The 25,010-nt window shown below is 55.8% G+C and carries 24 protein-coding genes; 17 read left to right on the top strand and 7 right to left on the bottom strand.

The features are described 5' to 3' along the window. From IEV29_RS08340 to IEV29_RS08330, 3 genes are all read right to left on the bottom strand, one after another. Nucleotides 1-1,332, bottom strand: a complete 1,332-nt coding sequence (locus tag IEV29_RS08340; RefSeq protein ID WP_188380732.1) for an AmpG family muropeptide MFS transporter — start codon at nucleotides 1,330-1,332, stop codon at nucleotides 1-3. A gap of 138 nt (nucleotides 1,333-1,470) precedes the next feature. Then, nucleotides 1,471-2,616, bottom strand: coding sequence for an MFS transporter (locus tag IEV29_RS08335; protein WP_229726284.1), 1,146 nt, complete (start codon nucleotides 2,614-2,616; stop codon nucleotides 1,471-1,473). A 192-nt stretch (nucleotides 2,617-2,808) separates the two neighbouring features. Then, on the bottom strand, nucleotides 2,809-3,582 hold the full coding sequence (locus IEV29_RS08330; RefSeq protein ID WP_188380731.1) for an exodeoxyribonuclease III: 774 nt from the start codon (nucleotides 3,580-3,582) through the stop codon (nucleotides 2,809-2,811). A gap of 218 nt (nucleotides 3,583-3,800) precedes the next feature. Between IEV29_RS08330 and pyrE the strand changes: the two genes are divergently transcribed. The 3 genes from pyrE (at nucleotide 3,801) to IEV29_RS08315 (ending at nucleotide 5,316) form a co-directional block, all read left to right on the top strand. Continuing rightward, nucleotides 3,801-4,469 carry an orotate phosphoribosyltransferase gene (gene pyrE / locus IEV29_RS08325; protein ID WP_188380730.1) on the top strand — a complete coding sequence of 223 codons (669 nt, stop codon included), beginning with the start codon at nucleotides 3,801-3,803 and terminating at the stop codon, nucleotides 4,467-4,469. 16 nt (nucleotides 4,470-4,485) lie between these two features. Beyond that, entirely contained in the window at nucleotides 4,486-5,058 is a 573-nt protein-coding gene (locus IEV29_RS08320) for a DUF4124 domain-containing protein (protein WP_229726283.1), read from the top strand. A 69-nt stretch (nucleotides 5,059-5,127) separates the two neighbouring features. Beyond that, nucleotides 5,128-5,316, top strand: coding sequence for a hypothetical protein (locus IEV29_RS08315; protein WP_188380729.1), 189 nt, complete (start codon nucleotides 5,128-5,130; stop codon nucleotides 5,314-5,316). A gap of 78 nt (nucleotides 5,317-5,394) precedes the next feature. On the opposite strand, the gene gatB is transcribed toward IEV29_RS08315, so the two are convergent. The 3 genes from gatB to gatC all read right to left on the bottom strand — a co-directional run bounded on the left by gatB (nucleotide 5,395) and on the right by gatC (nucleotide 8,823). Further along, nucleotides 5,395-6,855, bottom strand: coding sequence for an Asp-tRNA(Asn)/Glu-tRNA(Gln) amidotransferase subunit GatB (gene gatB / locus IEV29_RS08310; protein WP_188380728.1), 1,461 nt, complete (start codon nucleotides 6,853-6,855; stop codon nucleotides 5,395-5,397). A 62-nt stretch (nucleotides 6,856-6,917) separates the two neighbouring features. Continuing rightward, nucleotides 6,918-8,390, bottom strand: a complete 1,473-nt coding sequence (gene gatA / locus IEV29_RS08305; RefSeq protein WP_188380727.1) for an Asp-tRNA(Asn)/Glu-tRNA(Gln) amidotransferase subunit GatA — start codon at nucleotides 8,388-8,390, stop codon at nucleotides 6,918-6,920. Nucleotides 8,391-8,520: 130 nt separating this feature from the next. Continuing rightward, the gene (gene gatC / locus IEV29_RS08300) at nucleotides 8,521-8,823 is read right to left on the bottom strand and encodes an Asp-tRNA(Asn)/Glu-tRNA(Gln) amidotransferase subunit GatC (protein ID WP_188380726.1); all 303 of its coding nucleotides are present in this window, start codon (nucleotides 8,821-8,823) and stop codon (nucleotides 8,521-8,523) included. Nucleotides 8,824-9,089: 266 nt separating this feature from the next. Here gatC and IEV29_RS08295 point away from each other — a divergent pair, with 266 nt between their 5' ends. The 6 genes from IEV29_RS08295 (at nucleotide 9,090) to IEV29_RS08270 (ending at nucleotide 16,033) form a co-directional block, all read left to right on the top strand. Further along, nucleotides 9,090-10,133, top strand: a complete 1,044-nt coding sequence (locus IEV29_RS08295) for a rod shape-determining protein (protein WP_188380725.1) — start codon at nucleotides 9,090-9,092, stop codon at nucleotides 10,131-10,133. A 158-nt stretch (nucleotides 10,134-10,291) separates the two neighbouring features. Continuing rightward, entirely contained in the window at nucleotides 10,292-11,278 is a 987-nt protein-coding gene (gene mreC / locus IEV29_RS08290) for a rod shape-determining protein MreC (RefSeq protein ID WP_188380724.1), read from the top strand. Further along, nucleotides 11,278-11,793 (top strand): rod shape-determining protein MreD, encoded by a 516-nt coding sequence (gene mreD, locus IEV29_RS08285; RefSeq protein ID WP_188380723.1) that lies wholly within the window; start codon nucleotides 11,278-11,280, stop codon nucleotides 11,791-11,793. The genes mreC and mreD overlap by 1 nt, the downstream gene beginning before the upstream one ends. Nucleotides 11,794-11,864: 71 nt before the next feature. After that, complete coding sequence (gene mrdA, locus IEV29_RS08280) at nucleotides 11,865-13,784, top strand: penicillin-binding protein 2 (protein ID WP_188380722.1); 1,920 nt, start codon at nucleotides 11,865-11,867, stop codon at nucleotides 13,782-13,784. Nucleotides 13,785-13,788: 4 nt separating this feature from the next. Then, a complete protein-coding gene (gene rodA, locus IEV29_RS08275; RefSeq protein ID WP_188380721.1) occupies nucleotides 13,789-14,901 on the top strand; it encodes a rod shape-determining protein RodA in 1,113 nt (370 codons plus the stop codon). Between the two features lie 76 nt (nucleotides 14,902-14,977). Further along, nucleotides 14,978-16,033, top strand: coding sequence for a septal ring lytic transglycosylase RlpA family protein (locus IEV29_RS08270; protein WP_188380720.1), 1,056 nt, complete (start codon nucleotides 14,978-14,980; stop codon nucleotides 16,031-16,033). Between the two features lie 24 nt (nucleotides 16,034-16,057). On the opposite strand, the gene rsmI is transcribed toward IEV29_RS08270, so the two are convergent. Further along, entirely contained in the window at nucleotides 16,058-16,978 is a 921-nt protein-coding gene (rsmI, locus tag IEV29_RS08265) for a 16S rRNA (cytidine(1402)-2'-O)-methyltransferase (RefSeq protein ID WP_188380719.1), read from the bottom strand. Nucleotides 16,979-16,990: 12 nt separating this feature from the next. On the opposite strand from rsmI, the gene IEV29_RS08260 reads away from it, so the two are divergent. From IEV29_RS08260 to IEV29_RS08225, 8 genes are all read left to right on the top strand, one after another. Next, nucleotides 16,991-18,250, top strand: coding sequence for a penicillin-binding protein activator (locus IEV29_RS08260; RefSeq protein ID WP_188380718.1), 1,260 nt, complete (start codon nucleotides 16,991-16,993; stop codon nucleotides 18,248-18,250). Nucleotides 18,251-18,258: 8 nt separating this feature from the next. After that, a complete protein-coding gene (locus IEV29_RS08255) occupies nucleotides 18,259-18,645 on the top strand; it encodes a YraN family protein (protein WP_229726282.1) in 387 nt (128 codons plus the stop codon). A gap of 45 nt (nucleotides 18,646-18,690) precedes the next feature. Continuing rightward, nucleotides 18,691-19,287: a phosphoheptose isomerase gene (locus IEV29_RS08250; RefSeq protein ID WP_188380717.1), complete on the top strand. Its 597-nt coding sequence runs from the start codon at nucleotides 18,691-18,693 to the stop codon at nucleotides 19,285-19,287. Beyond that, on the top strand, nucleotides 19,280-19,960 hold the full coding sequence (locus IEV29_RS08245) for a BON domain-containing protein (RefSeq protein WP_188380716.1): 681 nt from the start codon (nucleotides 19,280-19,282) through the stop codon (nucleotides 19,958-19,960). Before IEV29_RS08250 ends, IEV29_RS08245 begins: the two co-directional genes overlap by 8 nt. 87 nt (nucleotides 19,961-20,047) lie before the next feature. After that, on the top strand, nucleotides 20,048-20,638 hold the full coding sequence (locus tag IEV29_RS08240; RefSeq protein ID WP_188380715.1) for a LemA family protein: 591 nt from the start codon (nucleotides 20,048-20,050) through the stop codon (nucleotides 20,636-20,638). A gap of 87 nt (nucleotides 20,639-20,725) precedes the next feature. After that, on the top strand, nucleotides 20,726-22,732 hold the full coding sequence (locus IEV29_RS08235; protein ID WP_188380714.1) for a M48 family metallopeptidase: 2,007 nt from the start codon (nucleotides 20,726-20,728) through the stop codon (nucleotides 22,730-22,732). 151 nt (nucleotides 22,733-22,883) lie between these two features. Then, nucleotides 22,884-24,401, top strand: a complete 1,518-nt coding sequence (locus tag IEV29_RS08230) for a BCCT family transporter (protein ID WP_188380713.1) — start codon at nucleotides 22,884-22,886, stop codon at nucleotides 24,399-24,401. Nucleotides 24,402-24,475: 74 nt separating this feature from the next. Then, nucleotides 24,476-25,000, top strand: coding sequence for a TlpA disulfide reductase family protein (locus tag IEV29_RS08225; protein WP_188380712.1), 525 nt, complete (start codon nucleotides 24,476-24,478; stop codon nucleotides 24,998-25,000). The last annotated feature ends 10 nt before the right edge of the window (nucleotides 25,001-25,010 follow it).

Below are 25,010 nucleotides of genomic sequence, written 5' to 3'. Positions count from 1 at the left end.
TTATCCAGTTTTTTTGCTTGGTACGACACGTGCTGCCAGCCACAACAGCAGGATCACCGGTACGCCGAGCAAGGCAGTCGCCGTAAAGAAATTGGCGTAGCCAAACGCATCCACGTAGGCGCCGGAGTAGCCGGCGATAAATTTCGGCACCAGCAGCATCATTGAACTGAACAATGCGTATTGCGTGGCCGAATAGCTGATGTTGGTCAGGCTGGACAGATAGCCGATGAATGCCGCGCTGGCAATGCCGCCGGCCAGATTGTCTGCCGATACCACCAGCATCAAAGCCGTGACGTCATGGCCGTGCTGCGACAGCCAGACGAAGAGCAGGTTGCTGGCTGCGCTCAGAATTGCGCCTAGTGTCAGAATTTTCATCATCCCAAAGCGCATCGACAATGAGCCGCCAATAAAGGCGCCAGCCAGCGTCATGATCACACCGAACACCTTGGTCACTGCGGCCACTTCGTCCTTGGTGTATCCCATGTCGACATAGAACGGATTGGCCATGATGCCCATCACGACATCGCTGATGCGATAGATGGCGATCAGCGACAGAATGATCACGGCTTGCCAGCGATAGCGCAGGATGAATTCGCGGAACGGTCCGATTACCACATCGTCCAGCCATGCGGCGACGTTCTTTGCCGGTGGTAATTCGCGACGTGCCGGTTCCTTGCAAAACAGAACGGTGATTACGCCCACGATCATGGAGGCTGCCATCACCAGATAGGCAACACGCCACGCTTCCGGTTGATAGTTGCCGACATCTGCGACTTCAGCGCGTGCGGCAATCCACAACACACCTGCCCCCGCCCAGATCATGGCGAGGCGATAGCCGGTTTGATAATTGGCAGCCAGTGCCGGCTGGCGATCGGTGTCGGCCGATTCGATGCGGAAGGCATCCAGTGCAATATCCTGCGTGGCGGAGCCAAAGGCAACCATCAAGGCGCACCAGACGACGGGTTCCAATGCAATACGCGGATCGTTGAAGGCCATGCCGCACAAGCCGGACATGATGGCGAGTTGCGACAGCAGCAACCAGCTACGACGGCGGCCCATGCCTTTGGTGAGTAGTGGAATCGGCATGCGATCGACCAGCGGTGCCCATACCCATTTGAATGCATACGCCAGGCCGACCCAGCTCAGATAACCGATGGTGCTGCGATCAATACCGGCTTCGCGCAACCAGAAACTTAAGGTGCCAAGCACCAGCATTAAAGGCAAGCCAGCAGAAAAGCCAAGGAACAACATGCGTAACGTGGCCGGTTCCAGATAGACCTTGAAGGTGTCCGACCACGAGCGTCGGTCGACGCTGCTGTTGCGAAAGATCATGTTTGTTGCCTTGCCGTGAATGTGATGCCGCGATGGACTCGATCAGTCGGTGATGCTGACACAAGAGTATGGCGTCAGCAAGGTCTGTCGTCAGGCGATGCGGCGGTCTGACTCATTCAATGCGGTTATTCCTGGCAATTATTCCAGCCAGCGTGCGCGGCTGGCAGCTACTGAAATGGAAACGGCAAGAATGCCGACAAACGCTAGTCCGGCCTGCAATCCCCAGCCTTGTGCAAGAAATCCGATGACAGGCGGCCCCATCAGGCCACCGCTGTAGCTAAAGGTGGCGACAGCTGCCAGCGCTGTTGAGCCATGTCGGCCAGCTGCGCTGAATACAAAGGGAAACACCGATGCCAGTCCGGCCCCAGCCAGCGCAAAGCCGGCGATGGTCAGCGGCACGTTGATCGCCAGTACCGCGATAAAAATGCCAACGGCGGCAATCAATGCGCCGAGTGCCACAATGCGGCGCGCACCAAAGCGATCCTTGAGCGGATCGCAGATCAGGCGTGCCAGTAGCATCAGACAGGCAAAACCGGCAAATGCCAATGGTGCCACGCCGTCATGTACATGCAGTCGATCGGTCATGAAGATACCGCTCCAGTCTGCGATCGAGCCTTCTGCTACCGCACCGCAAAAACCGATGATGCCCAGCATCACCAGCGGCCCATGTGCAATGGCAAACAGTTTGCGGGTCGGGTCATGCGGAGCGCGGGTGGAAGGCAATGCATGAGAGGAAACATACAGTGCAGGTAGTAATACCCCGGCCACGATGCCGAAATGCATCAGCGGCGTAATTGACAAGCCGGCCATCAACGAGCCAAGTAATGCGCCGGACAAGGTGCCCACGCAAAACCATGCGTGCAGCAACGACATCGTTGAGCGTCCCGCCTGTTTTTCCTGTTCGGTACCGATAGCATTGATCGCAACATCAAAACAGCCTGAGCCGGCGCCGAGGCCAAACGCAATCATGATCAGCAGGATAAGATTCGGTGCCAACGCCAGACACGGCAGGATTGTCAGCAATCCCAGTCCTGCATACCAGGCTGCACGCGGACCGCCAAAACGATCCACCATCCACGCAGCAAGGGGGAACGACAACACGGCACCAAAACCCGCGCCCAGTAAAACAAGTCCCAGTTGCGCCGGATTCAGCAACAAGCCATCGCGGATGGCAGGAATGCGGGCCGCCCACGATGCATAAATGACACCCAGCAGAATAAAAAGAAAAGGCGCTGCAAAGCGCGCGAGGCGCGAGGCAGGAAGGGAAGGGGCGATGGCGGACATGATGCAGCAGAAACAGACGAAAGACAGATTGTAGGTGGTTCGAGGGCATGGCGTCTGCCTGACCGCCGCCGTTTCTCATGACAATGCAGACATGCCATGCGGATGTCATAGAAAAGCTGATGCATGCAGATGTCTCAGCCTTCCAGTGTGGCGCGGCTCTGTGACGCCTCGAGGAAACGGTCGAATGGACGTTTATCTTGCCCAGTCGTAATCAATGGTCAGCGGCGCATGATCACTGAAGCGCTCATCCTTGTAGATCGACACTGCCTGGGCCGTCGCCGCAAATTCCGGAGTGGCGATCTGATAATCGATGCGCCATCCAACGTTCTTGGCCCATGCCTGACCGCGATTGCTCCACCATGTGTATTGATCTGGGCGCGCGTCGATCTTGCGGAAGACATCGACCAGACCAACTTCATCAAAGATCCGTGTCAGCCAGGCGCGTTCTTCCGGCAAAAAGCCCGAATTCTTTTTATTACCCTTGTAGTTCTTCAGATCGATTTCATTGTGGGCGATGTTCCAGTCGCCGCAGATCACGAACTCGCGGCCCAGTGCCTTCAGCTCGATCAGATGCGGCAGAAACAGATCCATGAAGCGGAACTTGGCTTGCTGGCGTTCCTCGCTCGACGAGCCCGACGGGCAATAGACCGAGATGACACTCAAATTGCCGAAATCGCACTGCACGTAGCGCCCTTCCGCATCGAATTCCGGGCAGTTGAAACCGATTTGCACATTGTCTGGCTGGGTGCGGCAATACACGCCAGCGCCCGAATAGCCTTTCTTTTCGGCGTAATGGAAGTAACCAAAATAGCCTTCCGGGGTGAGAAATTCGGTCGTCATATCGGTTGCCTGCGCCTTGAGTTCCTGGACGCAGACGTAATCGGCATTCTGTTTGGCCATCCAGGTAAAGAACCCTTTTTTTGCTGCCGAGCGGATGCCGTTCAAATTGGCGGAAATGATTTTCATCGAATGTCTATTAAGAGCCTGATACAAAAGAGGTCAACAGGATAACCGATTCGGTGCGCCGGGCAGTGAATGCGCTCTGACTGAGCGTGGAGAGAATGTTGTCAAATCAGGCACAGGCTTTGCATTCTGATCAGCAACGTTCCAGAACGATTTAAAATGTGACCCTCGTCGCCACGGAGCGACAAATTTCGTCACTTTTAGCTCGTTACGGAGTCGTCTTGAACAATTTACGGCAGGAATTCATCAGGTTTTCGGTAGACACCGGTGTGTTGCGCTTTGGGGAATTCATCACCAAAGCGGGGCGTACGTCTCCGTATTTTTTTAACGCCGGCCTGTTCAATCAAGGCGGCACGTTGGCGCGCTTGTCCGAGTTTTATGCACAGACGCTGATCGATTCCGGAGTGGAATTCGACATGCTGTTTGGTCCTGCATACAAGGGCATCACGCTGGCATCGGCAACCGCAGTAGCGTTGGCAAACAAGGGGAAGGATGTGCCGTTTGCCTTCAACCGCAAGGAAGCCAAGGACCATGGCGAAGGCGGTACGATCGTCGGCGCCAAACTGGAAGGCAAGGTCGTGATCATTGATGACGTGATCTCGGCAGGCACCTCGGTGCGCGAGTCGGTTGACATGATCCGTGCAGCAGGTGCCACACCGTGTGCCGTGCTGATTGCACTGGATCGCATGGAACGCTCGGGTAAGGATGACGCATTGTCGGCCCATTCGGCCGTGCAGGAAGTCAGCAATACCTACGGTATTCCGGTCGTATCGATCGGAAATCTGGAAGATTTGTTCGAGTACATCTCGAATGCAGGCGCAGCGCCGGAACAGGCGCAGTACAGGGAAGCGGTTGCCGCCTATCGCAGGAGATATGGCGTGACCGGATAAATCGTCAGGGAGTGGTATGGCTGCTGTAATCAGAAGTTTGATTGTCGTTGCAGTAATGAATCCGGCGCTCGCACATGCCGCCATCTACATGTGCAAGGATGCCAGCGGCCGTACCATCACCTCCGATCGTCCCATTCCGGAATGCGCTGATCGCACCATGCGTGAACTCAATAACGCTGGTGCGCTCAAGCGTGAAATTGTGCCGCCGCCAACGGCAGAGCAAAAGCGTCTTGCCGAAGAGCAGCGCAAGCAGCGTCAGGCGGAAGAGCTGGCTGCCATCGAGCAGCGACGCAGCGATCAAGCCTTGCTTGCCCGCTACCGCAATGAAGAAGAGATTGAGAATGCGCGTGCGCGGGAAACTGCATCCCTGTCCAATCTGATTGTGCAGCAAAAAGCAGCCTTGCAGGTCGCACGCAACGACTGGCGCGCCGCTGCCGGCAACAAGAGTAAACAGGATCTGGCTGCAGAACGTGTGCAGGAAATTGCGGCGGGTATTCACGACAGCCAGAGCGATCTGGACACTCTGAATGCAAAATATGACGGCGTACTCAAACGCTATCGCGAATTGAACAGCGTCGCGTCACGTTAAAGCGACACAAAAAGATATTTGTTCGTCTTGTTGGAAAGCTCGTTGTCGCAATGATGACGGGCTTTTTTGATGGATATCTTCTCTGTGACGCGTTACCAGGCAACGCTGGATCAGGCTGCCGAACTGGGCCTGCTACGTGGCAAGAAATTCGAGATCGAACAATGGTTTGACCGTCGCTTTCTGAATGCAGCCTTGAAAGAGTTGAAGCTCGAAAACTACTGGCAGCCGCTTGATGCAAAAGGTGCGCGTGCCAAGTAAAAGCTTGCCAGGGCAATGGCAAATAAAAAGCCGCGTCACCTGAAGGTGTACGCGGCTTTTTTATCCGGCGAGAGGAAATCAGCCAGCCAGTTTTTTCTTCAGCAGTTCGGTCAGCTGGGCAGGATTTGCCTTGCCTTTGCTGGCCTTCATCGCTTGTCCCATCAGGGCGTTAATGGCTTGCTCTTTGCCAGCACGATATTCGGCAACGGATTTTTCATTCGCGGCGAGGACCTGGTCGACAATCGCTTCCAGTGCACCGCTGTCGGAAATCTGCTTCAGGCCCTTGGCTTCGATAATCTCATCTGCCAGTGTGGCGCTGTCCGATTTGGCTTCCCACATACCGGCAAAGACTTCCTTGGCGATCTTGTTGGAGATGGTGCCGTCGGTGATGCGTTGCAGCAGTTGCGCCAGTTGTGCGGGCTTGACTGGTGCCGCATCGATTTCGGTATCTTCACGATTCAGCGTTGATGCCATATCACCCATCAGCCAGTTGGCGATCGGTTTGGCTTGGGCCTTGCCTGCCGCTGCCACGGTGGCTTCGAAGTAAGCAGCCATGGCTTTCGATTGTGTAAGGATGGTCGCATCGTATTCCGACAGGGCGTAATCCTGCACAAAGCGTTCGCGCATGGCAGCGGGCAATTCAGGCATCGCAGCTTTGACGCGTGCAATCCAGGCTTCGCTGATCACGAGCGGCGGCAGATCGGGGTCAGGGAAGTAGCGGTAATCTTGTGCATCTTCCTTGCTGCGCATTTCGCGTGTCTCACGCTTGTCCGGATCGTACAAACGTGTTGCCTGCACGACGCGACCACCATCTTCGATCAGTTCGATCTGGCGGCGCACTTCATAGTTGATGGCATCTTCGAGGAAACGGAACGAGTTGAGGTTCTTGATCTCGCAACGTGTGCCGAATTCCTTCTGACCGACCGGCCGTACCGACACGTTGGCATCGCAACGGAACGAGCCTTCCTGCATGTTACCGTCGCAGATGCCCAGCCATGTCACGAGCGAGTGCAATGCCTTGGCATAGGCCACGGCTTCAGCGGCGCTGCGCATGTCCGGTTCCGTGACGATCTCAAGCAAAGGTGTGCCGGCCCGATTGAGATCGATGCCCGTCATGCCTTGATAATCTTCGTGCAGCGACTTGCCGGCATCTTCTTCCAGATGCGCACGTGTCAGTTGCACGGAGCGGATTTCAGTTTTGCCATCCACTTCCAGCGGGAAGGAAACCTTGCCGCCTTGCACCACCGGCAGATCCATCTGGCTGATCTGATAACCCTTCGGCAGATCAGGATAGAAATAGTTTTTGCGTGCAAAAACGGAATGCGGCGCAATGTGCGCATCGATCGCCAGACCGAACTGAATCGCGCGTTCAACCGCACCGCGATTCATCACTGGCAATGAGCCCGGCAATGCCAGATCAACCGGCGACGTTTGTGTATTGGGCTCAGCGCCAAACTGGGTCGGCGACCCACTGAAAATCTTGGATTGGGTGGTCAACTGCGCATGCGTTTCCATCCCGATGACTACTTCCCACTGCATAATTTCCTCACTCGCTTATGTGCGTTGCGCTGCTCGATGTACGTGTTGTCAGAGGCTGACCGTTAGATGCCCGCTGGCTTGCGTTGATGCCAGTCAGTCACTTGCTGGTATTGATGCGCGACATTCAACAGTCGTGCTTCATCGAAGTAGTTGCCGATGATTTGCAATCCGACTGGCCGCTTGCTGTTCTTTTCGCCCTGACCGAAACCGCACGGCACCGACATGCCTGGCAAACCGGCCAGACTGGTCGACAAGGTAAAGATGTCAGCCAGATAGTTGGCAACCGGATCGTCGGCTTTGGAGCCCAGATCCCATGCTACCGTCGGCGCAACCGGTCCCATAATGACATCGCATTGTTTGTCTGGGCCTGACAGTACTTGCTGAAAATCCTGCGCGATCAGGCGACGGATTTTTTGCGCCTGTACGTAATACGCGTCATAGTAACCGTGCGACAGAACATAAGCGCCAACCAGAATGCGGCGCTTGACTTCATCGCCAAATCCTTCCGAGCGGGTCTTGCGATACATGTCGGCCAGATCCTTGTAATCGTTGGCGCGATAGCCGTAACGCACGCCGTCGAAGCGGCTCAAATTCGACGATGCTTCTGCTGGGGCGATGACGTAGTAAGTCGGGATCGACAGCTCGGTTTTTGGCAGCGAGATATCGACCAGTGTGGCACCGAGTTTTTCAAACTCTTGCAACGCGGCACGCACCGCTTGCTCGACATCTGCGGCCAGACCTTCACCAAAATATTCCTTTGGAATGCCGATGCGTAGCCCTTGCAGTGGCTGATGCAGATTGCGCGTGAAGTCTTCAGTTTCGCGTTCAATGCTGGTTGAGTCACGGGGGTCGAAGCCACACATCGCATTAAGCAGCAGGCCGCAATCCTCCGCCGTCTTGGCGATCGGGCCGCCTTGATCCAGTGAGGAAGCAAACGCGATCATGCCATAGCGCGAGACGCGACCATAAGTTGGCTTGATGCCGGTCACGCCGCACAAGGCTGCGGGTTGGCGGATCGAGCCACCGGTATCGGTTGCGGTTGCCGCAGGCGTCAGGCAGGCCGCAATCGCCGCCGCCGAGCCGCCGGAAGAGCCGCCAGGTATGGCCGTCTTGTCCCACGGATTTTTGACCGCACCGAAATAGGAGTTTTCGTTCGACGAACCCATTGCAAATTCATCGCAGTTCAGCTTGCCGAGCGTGACGGTACCTGCCTGATTGAATTGTTCAACCACGGTCGCGTCGAACGGGCTGACGTAGTTTTCCAGCATCTTGGATGCGGCAGTCGAGCGCCAGTCGCGTGTGACGAAAATATCTTTATGTGCAATCGGGATGCCGGTCAGTACCGTTGCATCACCTGCCGCAAGACGTTTGTCTGCGTTGGCCGCTTGTTGCAGTGTCAGGCCTTTGTCGACATGCAGGAAGGCGTTGAGGTCGCTGGCTTCGATGCGCGCAAGGAACAGCGATGCCAGTTCGGTCGCTGAAATCTTCTTGGCGTGCAGCAGATCGGAGAGCTCTTTAAGGGTCTTGTTGTGCATGATGAAAAACGGAATGTTGTGACGACGATGAAGCGCGAGACAAGAGGGAAGTTATGGTGTCAGGCGCATCAGACGTTTTCTATCGATAAGAACTGGGCGACGATTGATGAGACCGGTCGCTGCCTCACTCTTACTCGATGACTTTTGGTACGAGGTACAAGCCATCCTGTGACGCCGGTGCCGGCTTTTGATAATCCTCGCGACGATTTGGCTCGCTGGCGACATCATCGCGCAGGCGCAACGACAGATCGGGTTGCATGGCAGCGATCGGATGATTCAGCGGCTCGATGCCTGCGGTATCCACTGCGCGCAATTGCTCTACCAGCGAAAAGATGCCGTTGAGCTTGTCGAGAGTCTGGGTGGACTGGGTTTCATTCAGCTCGATCTGCGCGAGGATGGATAAACGTTTGACGTCGGAAAGTTCGAGGGACATGGTCGAAAACAGCAAAAATGCTGACAAAATATTAAGAAAACCGGATTCAGACAAATGCATGCCTGTTATTACCAGTTGGCGACAAGATCGCGCATAAGCTGCATGTTTTTTGCGATTTTTATGGGTCAAATCAAGCGGAATTATAAGGTAGAATACGCCGCTAATGCCTTGCTGGCGCTCAGAATACGGGCAGGCCGCGGCACGAAGTTCCCCATTTGTAATTTTTTATCGACCCATGCGCGCCTGTTCGCGCCTCAGGACAATTCATGTTTGGATTCTTACGTAGTTATTTTTCGAATGATCTGGCGATCGATCTGGGCACCGCCAATACCCTGATTTACGTCCGCAGTGCTGGCATCGTGCTGGACGAACCTTCGGTTGTTGCGATCCGTCAGCAAGGCGGTCCGAACGGCAAAAAAACCATCATGGCCGTTGGCAAGGAAGCCAAACAGATGCTGGGCAAAGTGCCTGGCAACATCGAAGCGATCCGCCCGATGAAAGATGGTGTGATTGCCGACTTTACGGTCACCGAGCAAATGCTCAAGCAATTCATCCGCATGGTGCACGACACCAAACTCTTCAAACCTTCCCCCCGTATCATCATCTGCGTTCCTTGCGGTTCTACCCAAGTTGAGCGTCGTGCGATTCGCGAATCGGCGTTGGGTGCTGGCGCGGCTCAGGTCTATCTGATCGAAGAGCCAATGGCAGCAGCAATCGGTGCTGGTTTGCCGGTCGCCGATGCAACCGGTTCGATGGTGGTGGATATCGGCGGCGGCACGACCGAAGTCGGCATCATCTCGCTGGGCGGCATGGTCTACAAGGGCTCGATCCGCGTCGGCGGCGACAAGTTCGACGAAGCCATCGTCAATTACATCCGTCGTAATTACGGCATGCTGATTGGTGAACAGACTGCCGAGGCGATCAAGAAGGAAATCGGTTCTGCATTCCCGGGTTCTGAAGTACGCGAGATGGAAGTCAAGGGGCGCAATCTGTCCGAAGGCATTCCGCGTTCGTTCACGATTTCGAGCAACGAAATTCTCGAGGCTCTGACCGATCCGCTGAACAATATCGTTTCTGCCGTCAAGAACGCGCTGGAACAGACACCACCGGAACTCGGTGCCGATATTGCCGAAAAAGGCATGATGCTGACCGGCGGTGGCGCATTGCTGCGCGACCTGGATCGTTTGTTGATGGAAGAAACCGGTCTGCCCGTGATCGTTGCAGAAGATCCGCTGACCTGCGTGGTACGCGGTTCCGGCATGGCGCTGGAACGCATGGACAAACTCGGTTCGATTTTCTCGCACGAATAATTTTTACCATTCTTTGCACCTCCTTCTGATGACAGCATGGTCCGATGAAGAAAGTCAGTAGCAAAATGGAGTTTGTTGCCGCAGTCGGTGTACTCGATGTATCAGGTCCGACTCGGCAGCGCGTCCCGGCAACCTCCTGCAGGTCCCCCAGGCATTAAATGGAATACAGCCCACCACCGCTTTTCAAACAAGGTGCTTCGGCACGCGCAAAAATGGTGTGCTTCGCGCTGATTGCGCTGGTGCTGCTGACGGTTGACTCGCATATGCGCTCGCTGGGCGTGGTGCGACAAGTGGTGTCGACCGCGCTCTATCCTTTGCAGGTGGTCGCCCTGGTGCCACGCGACGTGTTGCTTTACGTCGGTGACTACTTCACCTCGCTCTCTGAAATCAAGAAAGAAAACCTTCTGCTCAAGCAGCAGCAGACTACCGACGCCCAGGCTTTGCAGCAAGGGCAGCATCTGGTTGCCGAAAATGCGCAGTTGCGCCAACTGCTGGATGCCAAGGAGCGTGTGCCGGTCAAATCCGTGATGGCGGAAATTCTTTACGATACGCGAGATCGTTTTACCCGCAAGATCATGCTTGACCGGGGCAGTCAGCATGATGTCGAGCGCGGTCAGCCGGTGATTGACCATGTCGGTGTGGTCGGGCAGGTCACACGTGTTTTCCCTTTCAGTTCCGAAGTGACGCTGGTGACGGATAAAGATCAGGTCGTGCCGGTGCAAGTGGTGCGCAACGGTTTGCGCAGCGTGGCGTATGGTCGTGGCCAGTCCAATCTGCTTGAGTTGCGTTTCCTGCCGCCGAATGTCGATATCGAAGAAGGCGACATGCTGGTGACCTCAGGCATCGATGGCATCTATCCGGCGGGGCTGATGGTGGCCAAGGTGACGGAGGTGGACCGCAAGTCCGATTCCTTTGCACGCATTGTTTGCACGCCGCTGGCGGGGGTGGATCGCAATCGCCAGTTGCTGATCTTGCTGGTTGAAAACCAGTTTGAGCCGCGTCCTGAAGATGATGCCAAGCAGGCGGCCAGGAAAAAAGGGTTGTTGGGGCATGCCAGCAGCCGAGGCGATGTGGTGGAAGAGAAAAAGCCGGACGCGTCGGCCTCGCCCGCCTCCGAATCAACACCTGAACAGAAGGCGCCGTGATGAACCAGCATCCGCATTACATTCTGTTGCCGGCCAATGGATTCTTTATTGCATTCAGCCTGCTGATCGCTTTTCTGCTGAACCTGCTGCCATGGGGACAGTGGGTTGGTGTGCCGGATTTCGTCGCGCTGACGCTGGTGTTCTGGAGTATTCATCAGCCCCGCAAGGTTGGTATCGGCATTGCATTCTTCATGGGTTTGCTGATGGACGTGCATGACGCAGCGTTGCTTGGCGAAAATGCGCTGTCCTATACCTTGCTGTCTTATTTCGCCATCATGATTCACCGCCGTGTGCTGTGGTTTCCGATGGGCGTGCAGGCGCTGCATGTATTCAGCTTGTTGCTGGTGGCGCAAATGGTGGGACTGATCATCCGCGTATTCGTGGGTGGTGCGTTCCCTGGCTGGATGCTGTTTCTGGAAAGCCTGATAGCCGCCGCACTGTGGCCGGTCGTGACCTGGTTGCTCCTGGCGCCACAGCGCCGTGCGACGAATCGCGACGATACCCGTCCAATCTGAGTCGTGCCGGCTCAGATGGATGAAACGATTTTTACAGATCGCTGCACTGCGCGATTTGCGATTGAGAACGCATGACTGAATTCAAAGATACCGAACGTGAATTACAGCGCTTTCGTGTGCGGTTGTCGGTCGCGGGTGCACTGGTGTTTTTGCTGTTCGCCGTACTGGCAGTGCGTTTTTTCTGGCTGCAGGTCTATCGCCACGATGCCTATGTGGCGCAGGCGGAAGACAATCGTATTTCCGTGATTCCGGTAGTGCCCAACCGGGGGCTGATTACCGACCGCAATGGTGTGGTTCTGGCGCGCAACTTTTCTGCTTACACGCTGGAAATTACCCCCTCCAAGATTCAGGGCAAGCTCGATGATGTCATCGAAGAGCTCGGAAAAATCATCGAGATCCAGCCGCGTGATCTGCGTCGTTTTCGCAAACTGCGCGAAGAATCAAGAAATCTGGCCAGCTCGCCGATTCGCGTGCGCCTGACCGATGAGGAAGTCGCCCGGTTTTCTGCGCAACGCTATCGTTTTCCCGGCGTGGAAGTGCAAGCGCGTCTGTTCCGTCAATATCCGCAAGGTGCCACAGCGGCGCATGTAATTGGTTACATCGGGCGTATCAATCAGCGCGAGGCTGATCGCATTGATGAAGCGGGCAATACGGCGAATTACCGCGGCACCGAACACATCGGCAAAGAAGGTGTCGAGCGCAGTTACGAAGAATATCTGCACGGTAAAACCGGCTATCAGGAAGTGGAAGTGTCGGCTGGTGGTCGTCCGGTCAGAACGTTATCGCGCACGTCCGCAACGGCAGGTTCCAACCTGATTTTGTCGATCGATATCGAATTGCAAAAGGTTGTCGAGCAGGCGTTCGGTAATCGGCGTGGTGCGTTGATTGCGATCGAGCCGGAGACTGGTGACATTCTGGCGTACGTTTCCATGCCGACCTTCGATCCCAATCTGTTTGTGGAAGGAATTGATCAGCAAAGCTGGGACGCGCTCAACAACTCGCCTGACCACCCGCTGTTGAATCGTCCGCTGTCCGGCGCGTATCCGCCGGGATCGACGTACAAGCCTTTCATGGCGCTGGCCGCGCTGGAAACCGGCAAGCGCAAGCCGTCGGATGCCATTTCCGATCCCGGTTATTTCTGGTTCGGCAATCATCGCTTCCGCGACGACAAGGTGGGTGGACACGGGATTGTCGACATGTACAAGTCCATCGTGGAATCCTGCAATACCTACTACTACACGCTGGCTAATGATCTGGGCGTGGATAGCATTCACGATTTCATGAAGCCATTCGGGTTCGGTCAGAAAACCGGCATCGATCTTGATTTTGAGCGCACGGGCGTACTGCCATCAACGACATGGAAGCGCGAAGCATATCGTCGCCCCGAACAGAAACGTTGGTATGCAGGGGAAACCATCTCGATCGGGATCGGTCAGGGGTATAACTCCTTTACGCCGTTGCAACTGGCAAATGCGGTTGCCGTTCTTGCCAACAATGGTGTGGTGATGAAACCGCATCTGGTCAAAATGATTGAGGATGGGCTCACCGGTCAGCGTGCATTGACGGTACAGAAGGAAAGCTATCGCATTCCGCTCAAGCAGGAAAACATCGATTTCGTCAAACGTGCGATGGCAGGTGTGGTGAAGGAAGGTACAGGTTCGCGCGTCTTCCGTAATGCCGGATACGAATCCGCGGGCAAGACCGGCACCGCACAGGCGATCACGATTGCTCAGAACGACAAGTATGACGCCGCCAAGCTGAAGGAGCGTCAGCGCGATCACTCGCTCTACACGGCTTTTGCGCCAATCGACAAGCCGAAGATTGCGCTGGCCGTGATTGTCGAAAATGGCGGATGGGGTGCCGCAGCGGCGGCACCGATTGCCAAGGTGGCGCTTGATTATTATCTGCTGGGCAAGCGTGCGCAGGACAAGGACGGCAACCCGATTGCTGCGCCGGTTATCGTGCCGGCTGCCGGCGAGTTGATAGAGTAATCCCATGGCCAGCCTCGATAAGCGCTCCCTCCTGCAACTGATCGGCCCGTATGTGCGGGTATTCGATGGTCCGTTGATGCTGATCGTCTTTCTGATTCTGGCTGTCAGCACGGTCACGCTGTATTCGGCCGGTATCGATTTTCCTGGCCGTATCGAGGGGCATCTGCGCAATATTCTGCTGTCGCTCCTGGTGATGTGGGCGGTGGCGATTATTCCGCCGCAAGTGCTGATGCGGTTTGCCGTGCCGATGTATGTGGGCGGGATTATTCTGTTGCTGGCGGTGGCGCAGTTTGGCTTGATTCGTAATGGCGCGCGGCGCTGGGTGGATCTCGGCGTTGTGATCCAGCCGTCCGAAATCATGAAGATCGGGATGCCGATGATGCTGGCGTGGTTTTTCCAGAAGCGTGAAGGCATGACGCGATGGCGAGAATTCTTGATTGCGGGTCTGTTGCTGATCGTGCCGGTTGCGCTCATCATGAAGCAGCCGGATCTGGGTACTTCGCTGCTGGTGCTGGCTGCCGGCTTGTACGTGATTTTCTTTGCCGGACTGTCCTGGAAAGTCATTGTGGCCGGCATCGTGGTGGTGCTTGCGAGTCTGCCGATTGCATGGTCGATGCTGCACGATTACCAGCGTGGCCGTGTGATGACGCTGATTGATCCGACGACCGATCCTTTAGGCAAGGGTTTCCACATCATCCAGTCGATGATTGCGATCGGCTCCGGCGGGCTGACAGGTAAAGGCTGGCTGCATGGCACGCAGGCACATCTTGAGTTCATTCCGGAACGCACGACAGATTTTATCTTTGCAGTGTATTCGGAAGAGTTTGGCCTGATCGGCAACATCATTTTGTTGATTCTGTATCTGCTGCTGATTGCACGCAGCATGGCGATTGCGGCGCATGCGCCGACTTTGTTCAGCCGCCTGCTGGCGGGATCGATCAGCATGATTTTCTTCACCTATGCCTTCGTTAACATGGGCATGGTCAGTGGCATCCTGCCGGTGGTAGGCGTGCCGCTGCCGTTCTTCAGTTATGGTGGCACGGCGTTTGTCACGCTTGGTCTGGGTGTTGGCATCCTGATGAGTATCCAGCGGCACAGAAAGCTGGTGCAAAGCTGAGTGCGAGTTCATTTTCTCTGATTGCTGCACGGCGATCTTGATCCGGCTGCGTTTCTTGCAGCCATTGGGAGTTGCGATGTTTTTCCGCTCTATCAGATGGCCCGAGCTATCGATTGTCGTATCCGGTTTATCTCTGCTGATTCTCACTGGTTGTGGCACGACGCCACTATCCACGTCATCAGCATCCAAGCCGTCGCCGACTTCACATTCCGGCAAACCATCTTCCTATCCCGTATTGCCGCCCGCTGGTTCCGGTCGCGGCGGTTACTATCTCGATGATGGCCCGGGTGACGATATCCCGGAGGGTTTGCTGGATGTGGCTGATGCGATACCGAAAGTTGAGCCTTATTCGCGCCGCGGCAACAGTCCATATGTTGTGTTTGGTAAGCGTTACGAGCCGTTCACCGATGATCGGCCTTACAAGGTGCGCGGCCATGGCAGCTGGTACGGCAAGAAATTCCATGGACAGAAAACATCGTCCGGCGAGTTGTATGACATGTACAAGATGACGGCAGCACATCCTACCTTGCCGATTCCTTCTTACGCGCGCGTGACGAATGTCAGTAATGGCAAGCAAGTCATCGTGCGGGTCAATGATCGTGGTCCTTTCCGTTCCGGTCGTGTGATCGATCTGTCTTATACCGCGGCCTTGCGACTCGGTTATATCGGACACGGTAGTACAGAACTGGAAGTAGAACGGTTGTTGCCGGAAGATATCGAGCGCATTGTCGCGAATCGAAATGCCAGCGCCAGCAAGATGCAGTCCGATAGCGGCGGCGATGCGTTGATGCCGGTCGTGCAAGCAGCAACGCTTGCACCTGCGCCTGTGGTACAGCAAACGGTACAGGCGCCACCATCTGGTTCAGCACCGACGTCCCAATTGGCGGCACCTCAGCTCGCTGCCGGATACTACTTGCAGTTTGGTGCCTATGCGCAGTCGGTGAATGCCGAAACGGCTCGTGCGCGAATCGCGCAGACCACTGGCAATATTTTGTATTCCTTGCGCGTCGAGTCCGTTAACAATCTGTATCGCGTTTACAGCGGTCCGTTTTCAACCCGCGATGACGCGGCCTCGGTCGCAGCGCGCGTCGAGCAGAGCAGCGGCATCAAGCCATTCATTGTGCAGCACTGATGTGTGCAGAAGCGGGCGGCGTGATCAGGCAAGCTGACTGTCATCGCTGCTGCTAGCCTTGATTTCCAGCGCGCGATCATAAAGCGCATTCTTCTTTTTGCCCGTGATGCGGGCGGCCAGTGCTGCTGCTTGCCTGACCGAGCATTCTTCCAGAAGAATGGTCAGGATGCGTTCGGCTTCTGCCTGCTGCGTATCAATATCGGTCGCCACACCTTCTACCAAAAGAACAAATTCGCCTTTCTGGTGATTGGCATCGGCACCTAGCCAAGATAAGGCATCGGACAATGCGCATCGATGCATTTCTTCAAACAGCTTGCTCAGTTCGCGCGCAAAGACGATCTGGCGTTGTGGCTCGAAGACCGAAGCAAGCGCGGCAACTGTTTCTTCGATACGGTGCGGCGCTTCGTAAAAAATCATGGTGGCCGTCACCTGCGTAAGGCCATGCAGCACGGTGTCACGCTGCCCCGCCTTGCTGGGCAGAAAGCCGACGAAGTGAAACTGGTCATTCACGAGTCCGCTCGCAGACAACGCTGCCAATGCGGCCGAGGCGCCAGGCAAAGGCGTGACGGGGAGCTTCGCCGCACGTACCGCATCGACGATGCGTGCACCCGGGTCGGAGACAGCAGGCGTCCCCGCATCCGAGACCAGGGCAATGCGTTCCCCTGCCTGCAGGCGGGCAATCAGTTTGTCGGCAATTTCACGCTCGTTGTGCTGATGAGCGGCGATCAGTGGCTTGTTCAAACCATAACGGGATAGCAACTGTCGCGTGTTGCGTGTGTCTTCGCAGGCAACCGCATCGACCAGATTCAGCACATGCAGCGCGCGCAGCGTGATGTCACCGACATTTCCTATCGGTGTGGCCACCACATATAATGTGCCGGGTGGGAAGGTTTGCTGTGCGACATCATGCATAATCGCAGAGACAAGTGTAACAGATTCAGCCATGGGAGGATTCGGATGTTGGGACATTGGGCGCGGCGTGTTGTACTGGCAGGACTGATCAGCGGATTGTGCGCTCCCGTTTGGGCAAACGCAATGTTCGATGGTGAGGTAGCCAATAGTGTAACCGCCCAGATGCAGGTCAGGTCGCTGGATGGCATGCAACTGGCACAGACCGATCTGACGCTGGAAGCGCTATCGGACGAGTTTGTCGGCGGTGCCATCGCCGAGTCGATTGAGGCGCCTGTTGTCATGCCGATCACGCCACCAACCAGAATTGCATTGCTGCTGCCAAGTCGCTCCGAGGGACTGTCGCAGGTCTCGGATGCGGTACGCGCCGGTTTCATGGCGGCCTGGCAGCATGAACGCGCCAATATTGTTGTCAATCTCATCGAAACCGGCGAAACACCGGAAGACGTGCTGGCTGGCTATCAGAATGCTGTGGCCGGAAACGATATCGTCGTGGGCCCGCTGACACGTAGTGGCGTGACGGCCATCGTGCAGAATCGTGCCGTCGTCAAGCCAACCATCGCACTGGCACAGCCGGATGCAACCGAAGCCACGTCTTCCAATCTGCTGGCGATGGGTTTGTCGGTCGAGGATGAAGCACGGCAGATTGCTGCATCGGTCGGTGGTGGCAGAACAGCGATGAAAGCCTTTGCGATTTCTACCAACGTATCGTGGCAGCGTCGTGCTGCAGCGGCGTTTGCGTCTGCCTGGCGTGGAATGGGGTTGCAGGTCGAAACAATCGAACTGGCGATGACGAGTGGCTTCATCAATCCCAATGGCTTGCTTGATTTGCGTAATCGGATTCAGACCGCTCGCCCTGTCGTGCTTTTTGTGGCGCTGGATGCCGCGCAAACCGTGCAGTTGCGCGTAGGTGTGGGCGGTGAAGTATCGACTTATGGTATTTCGCAATTGAATCCGCATTCGCTTGCTGACTGGATGGTGGCCACACCGTTGCTGGATCTGGAAGGCGTGCGCCTGCTCGACATGCCATGGCAGTTGCAAGCTGATCATGCGGCTGTGATGACCTATCCGCGCCTGCCGCAGAATCCGGATCAACGTCGGAGTCCGGATATCGAACGTCTCTACGCACTCGGTATCGATGCGTATCGTGTGGCACACAATATCGCGATTCGCCAGACCGATTTCGATCTGGATGGGGTGACAGGCAAATTGTCGATTCGCTTTGGGAGCAACGCCACGCGCTTCAAGCGCGTGATGCAACCCGCCGTTTATCGCCAGGGTGTCGTGCAGCCGCTGGAAAATCAGTAACGCAATCAATGGGTCTCTTCATTGTGCGTATGCCCTCCTTGCTCAAGCCGCGTACGGCCAGACAGATCGAGGGCAGTCGCGCCGAAGATGCCGCGCTGGTCTATCTGCAAGAACAAGGGCTCACACTGGTTGAGCGTAATTACTTGTGCAAAGGCGGCGAGATCGATCTGATCATGCAGGATGGATCGATGCTCGTGTTTGTCGAAGTGCGCAAACGCAGTCACACCACTTTTGGTGGCGCTGCTGCAAGTGTGACGCCCGCCAAACAGCGCCGTCTGATTACGGCGGCACAACACTTTCTTCAGCGTTACCGCATGCCATCGGCGTGCCGGTTTGATGTCATTGCAATGGATGGAGACACCATGCAATGGCTGAAAAATGTACTGGATGCCTGATCGCTGGCAACCTGTCTGCAAGCTCTGCTCTATAATCGCCGCAACATGAACACACAACGCATCCTCGGGCATTTTCATGAAAGTGCCGAACTCAAGATACAGGCTGCTTCGCAGCTGGCGCAACCCATCATGCAGGCAGTGGAACTAATGTTCGGCGCCCTGTCTAACGGAAACAAGATTCTTGCCTGCGGCAATGGTGGGTCGGCCGCAGATTGTCAGCATTTCGCTGCCCAGCTTGTGGGTCGTTTTGAACGGGAGCGTCTTCCCTTGCCGGTGATGGCATTGACGACGGATACCTCGATTCTGACAGCAATCGGCAATGACTACAGTTATCAGGACATTTTCAGCAAACAGGTACAAGCCTTCGGACAGTACGGCGACGTATTGCTGGCGGTATCGACATCGGGCAATTCATCGAATGTCACTGCCGCCATTGATGCGGCATTGGAGCGCGACATGCGGGTAGTCGCGCTGACTGGCAAGGGGGGCGGTGCGATTGGCAAGCTGCTGACCGATGCGGATGTTCATATTTGCGTGCCGCATGACCGGACGGCACGCATCAAGGAAGTACATTTATTAACGCTACATTGTTTGTGCGACGGTATCGACGTTGCACTTTTCGGAGGGGATGAGAATGATTGATCTGAATCGCTGTCTGGTGGCGATGCGTCGCCCGGTTGCGACCGCATTGTTGTGTGGTGCGGCTGTCTTGACGTTGCAAGGTTGCGCGGGCGTTTTGCTCGGTGGCGCGGCAGTCGTCGGCTCACTTGCCGCGACGGATCGCCGCACGCTGGGTACGCAGGCTGATGACAAAGCCATTTCATTCAAAGGCGATCAACGTGTGTACAGCGTGATTGCGCCGAGCGACAACGTCAAGATCACCAGCTTCAACCGCCGCGTTCTGTTGACGGGTGAAGTGCGCGATGAAAATTCCAAATATGCAGCCGAACGCGAAGTCGCCGCAGTGGAAGGCGTGCGTGAAGTGATCAATGAGCTGGCGGTGTCCGGTACGGCAGGTTTCGGTTCACGCTCCAACGACACACTGATTACCGGCAAGGTCAAGGCATCGCTCATTGATGAGAAGGGTTTGTATATCAATTCGATCAAGGTAGTGACGGAGCGTGGTGTTGTGTATCTGATGGGCCGCGTGACGCAGCATGAGGCCGATCTGGCGACACAGATCGCACGCGGTGTCGGTGGCGTGCAGAAAGTGGTGCGCGTATTCGAATATCTGAGCAATGAAGAATACAACGCGCTGGCCAATACACCGGACACGCAGCGCAAGGCAGAGAAAGATGCGCAGCTCGATCATTGAGTAACGTATTGCGGTAAGCATTCTACGGAGTGTTATATTGAAGCCGCCTGACCATTGTCGGGCGGCTTTTTTCTTTTGGGAGAGAACATGACAGCAGTGCTTATTCTTCTGGCGGTGGTGGCCGTGGTGGTGTTCTGGGGAATCGGTGTTTACAACCGCATCATCGCCTTGCGCAATCATTTCAAGAATGCGTTTGCGCAGATCGATGTGCAACTCAAGCGACGTTACGACCTGATCCCGAATCTGGTGGAAACCGCCAAAGCCTATATGGCACACGAGCGTGAAACTCTGGAAGCCGTGATCATGGCCCGGAACCAGGCTGTGGCAGCAACCAGCAAGGCGGCCGGGGATCCTGCCGATGCGGCAGCGGTGCGCCAAATGGCGAATGCGGAAGGCGCATTGGGCGCAACCCTTGGTCGTTTGTTCGCCTTGTCCGAATCCTATCCGGAGTTGCAGGCGAATCAAAACATGATGCAGTTGAGCGAAGAGCTGACCAGCACGGAGAACCGGATCTCCTTCGCACGTCAGGGCTACAACGACAGCGTCATGAGCTATAACACGGCGATCGAACAGTTTCCCGGCTCATTGATTGCCGGTTCCTTTGGCTTCAAGCAAGCCGAGTTGCTGGAGTCAACCGAATCGCCGGAAGAACGCAAGGCAGTCAAGGTATCGTTCTGATTGGTTTCCTTGCGCACGCCACGCCGTCTACGTACAGGGGGCTCTCATTGATCTGTCCCTGCGTACTTATCTCGTCGTAAATTTTCCATGAAGTTCTTTGAGCAACAGGACGAAGCCCGTCGCCAGACCAAGAAGCTGGTGATCCTGTTCGTGCTTGCGGTCATTGCCATTGTCATCGCCGTCAATGTGGCGATGGCTTTGCTATGGAATGGATTGCAGACCTATGCCGGCGGGCAGTTTTATGCGACACCGTATCCTCCCGCTTTCTTCCTGACCAATACGCTGGTGACGCTGCTGCTGATCATCGGCGGCACATTGATCGAAATGTTCCGTTTGCGTGATGGCGGCGACGCGGTCGCACGCATGGCAGGCGGCCGTCTGGTCGCCACCGATACCAGCGATACACGCGAGCGGCGTCTGATCAATGTCGTGGAAGAAATGGCGCTGGCGTCGGGCATCGCTTGCCCCAAGGTCTATGTGCTGGACCGCGAGCAATCCATCAATGCCTTTGCCGCTGGCTATAACCTGAACGAAGCGGTGATTGCCGTGACGCGCGGTACGCTTGATCGCTTGTCGCGTGATGAGTTGCAGGGCGTGGTGGCGCATGAATACAGTCATATCCTTAATGGCGACATGCGTCTGAACGTACGGTTGATTGGTGTGCTCTTTGGCATTCAGATGGTGGCCGGATTTGGCCAGCAGATGATGGGCATTGGCGCGCGCGCTTCCATGATCTCGGCACCACGTCGCCGCGACAATAACAATGGTGTGCCGATTCAGCTGTTTATCGTTGGTGCAGGTGCAATCCTGTTTGTGATCGGATATATCGGCATTTTCTTCGGTCGCCTGATCAAGTCGGCTGTATCAAGGCAACGCGAGTTTCTGGCGGATGCCAGCGCCGTGCAGTTCACGCGAAATCCGGATGGCATTGGCAATGCCCTGCGCAAAATTGGCGGATTGACCAAGAAAGGCGGCGAAGAGGCGCGCATCCTGCATGGCAATGCCGAGCAGCTTTCGCATCTTTTCCTGAGCGCGGTGCGACCGAGTTTGCTGGATGGCTTGTTCGCGACACACCCCAGTCTGCAGGAGCGCCTGCGTCGCATCTATGGGCGCGATATGACTTTGATGGATGCGCCGGTCATTGCGCAGCCTGCCTTGCCGCCGGCAGAGCGGTTGCCCGATTTGCCATTTGTCGCCAGCGGATTTGCCGAGGTGCAGGCAGCGCGGCAGCAGGCTGTGGCGGATATTGCAGCGACCGCCGCGCTGACCAGCGCCCCCTTTGGTACCGATCAGGAAAAGGCACCGGTGCTTAGTCCGCTGGAACAGATCCGGCGTATGCCGGATATTGACCGTGCCGTGCATGATCCTTATGCGGCAGTGTCGCTGGTGCTTGCCTTATTCATGGAAAGCGATGCGATGCAGAGTGAGGAAAAGACAATCTTTGTACGCACGCATCTGCCAAGGCAGGCCGAGCAGATCGTGGCAATGGCGGCTGCCATACGGCAATTGCCGCGCAATGCACGGTTGCCTTTGCTGGATATTGCGATGCCTGCGTTGCGTCGTTTGCCGGTCAATGCGCACATGGATATGCTGGACAATATCAGTCGTCTGATCAACAGTGATCAGTGCGTGACCTTGCATGAGTTTGTATTGCAGACGGTACTGGAACGCCGACTGGACGCGCGCGCCAATCGCGCTGTGCCGGTTCGCTTTCATGATCTCCATGCCTTGCGTCAGGAATGCCTGAAGCTGTTTTCTCTGGTCGCCCACGTGATGGCCAAGCTGGAGAAGCTGCCTGCGGAGCAGACATTTGCGCGTATCGTGGCGCAGGCGCCCTTCGCATTAACACCGGCGGATCTGCAACCGGTTTCTGCCCTGAGTTACCAGGAAATCAAGCAGGTGCTGGATCGTGTCAATCAGCTTGCGCCATTAAGCAAGCCTGCCTTGATCAAGGCATTGTTGAACGTGTCGGGATCGCAGTCGCTACCATTGACCATGGCGGATCTGCTGCGCGCCATCTGTGCCGCACTGGAAGCACCGATGCCGGCTGCCGTTGCGCGTATCTATACCGAAGCTGGCTGGCCGGAAGCATGAGACAGCGAACCCTCTCCAACTGGCATTGTCCAATCGGCGTAGAATAGCCATCCTTCTTTTGTTGTGAGTCGCTCGGCTCGCCGGTCGCAGACCGGTTTGTTTTTATCCGCAAGCCCGCTTTGCGCATCTTGTTTGTTTTCAGGAGAGAGATATGCAGCTGCTTTTCCCGGCATGCCTGATATCGATCGTTGTGCTGTGGGGAATCTTATCTCCGACGACGCTCGGTTCCACTTCGCACCTCGTCATGACGGCGATCACCAAGAATTTTGGGTGGCTCTATCTGTGGGTAGTGCTTGGATTGGTGCTGTTTTCCCTGTTTCTGGCAACCAGTCGCTACGGCAATCTCAAGCTCGGCAAGGAAGATGAAGAGCCAGCCTTCTCGCTGCCTTCGTGGTTTGCCATGCTGTTTGCAGCGGGGATGGGCATCGGCCTTGTGTTCTGGGGCGTGTCGGAGCCGCTCTCGCATTACGCAAAGCCACCGCCAGGTATCGTTGCTTTCACGCCGGATGCGGCGGGTGCCGCGATGCGCTACAGCTTTTTCCACTGGGGCGTGCATCCTTGGGCGGTGTACAGCGTGGTTGCTCTGGCGATTGCCTTCTTTCTTTATCGGCGCGATGGCGTGTCGCTGGTAAGTGAATCGACCAATGCCCTGCCATGGCGGGCAGTACAGAAAATGAGTGGCGTGTTCAATGGACTGGCTGTAATTGCAACGGCCTTCGGTGTGGCTGCATCGCTGGGCATGGGTGCGTTGCAGATCAATGGTGGTTTGTCCGTGGTGTTTGGTGTGCCGGTCTCGGTAACCGCGCAGGTTGGTATCATCATTGTGACGGCTGCCCTGTTTATTACCTCTGCAGTCAGTGGTGTCGAACGCGGCATTAAATGGCTGTCCTCGATCAATATGATCGTTGCGGCATTTCTCGCATTGCTGGTATTTCTGCTTGGCCCAACGATCACCATCATCGACACGCTGACCAGTACGCTGGGTAATTATCTGACCGAATTCGTTCGCATGAGTTTGCGGATGACGCCATTCCGCGATAGTGAATGGATAGGCGAGTGGACCGTGTTCTACTGGGCATGGTGGATATCGTGGTCACCATTTGTCGGCTTGTTCATCGCGCGCGTATCACGTGGCAGAACGATACGCGAATTCGTGATCGGTACCGTGCTTGCGCCATCGATAGCCGCCTTCATCTGGTTTTCGGTATTTGGCGGTACAGCATTACACATGGAAATCTGGCAGAGCCTGCCGATTTCAGCTGCAGTGCAGAATGATTTGTCTACAGCGCTCTTTGTCATGCTGGGTCAGATGCCGCTGGGCTTTATCATGTCCATCGTGGCCACTGTTCTGGTGCTGGTGTTTTTCGTAACATCGGGGGACTCGGCGATTCTCGTTCTGGGCATGATGAGTACCGGCGGCAAGAGCGAGCCGGCCAATCGCATAAAAATCATCTGGGGTGTGCTGATTGCCGGTATTGCGATCAGTCTGCTGCTGGCTGGTGGATTGGATGCCTTGCAGACGGCAACCATCGTATTTGCCTTGCCGTTTACACTGGTAGTGATACTGATGGCCTTGTCGCTTTGGCGTGCCGTACGCGATGACTGGAAAGAGGAGCAGCGTGCAGAGCGTGAGTTGCGTCGTCGCATGCGCGATTTCATGTCGAAATAACTGATGGCGATCACGAACCTGCAAATCCACTGACTATAATGGTTTTTCTTTCTCCATTTTGATGCGGAGCGATCATGCAAGATAACCAGAACGCCGCCCCGCGTAAACGCGGCTCGCTTGTCATACTGCTGCTGGTCGTGGCAGTGATTGCCATGCTTGGCTATGCGGCGATGACCAAGAAGGAAAACATGCCCGATGTGACCTTCACGGATCTGCAAGGTAACAAGATCACGTCGCAGGATCTGCGCGGCAAAGTCACGATCCTGAATTTCTGGGCGACATCCTGTGTCACGTGCGTAAAAGAGATGCCGGATCTGGTTGCGACCTACAACAAATTCAATGCACAAGGACTGGAATTGATCGCTGTGGCGATGTCCTATGATCCGCCCAATTACGTTCTGAATTTTGTCGAAACAAGGCAGTTGCCATTCACCATCTCACTCGACCCGAAAGGGGAGCTGGCGCAGGCATTTGGTGATATCAAACTGACGCCGACGACATTGGTCGTCGATAAGCAGGGGCAGGTGATTGCCCGTTATGTTGGTGAACCAGATTTCGCCGCCTTGCATCGGCTGCTGGAAAAAGCACTGGCAGCCTGATAGAAGCGAG

Source organism: Oxalicibacterium faecigallinarum (genome assembly GCF_014635705.1).
In the GTDB taxonomy this organism is placed as follows: Bacteria; Pseudomonadota; Gammaproteobacteria; order Burkholderiales; family Burkholderiaceae_D; genus Oxalicibacterium; species Oxalicibacterium faecigallinarum.
Note: the sequence above shows the minus strand (reverse complement) of the source record. Positions and strands in the feature narration are given on the sequence as shown.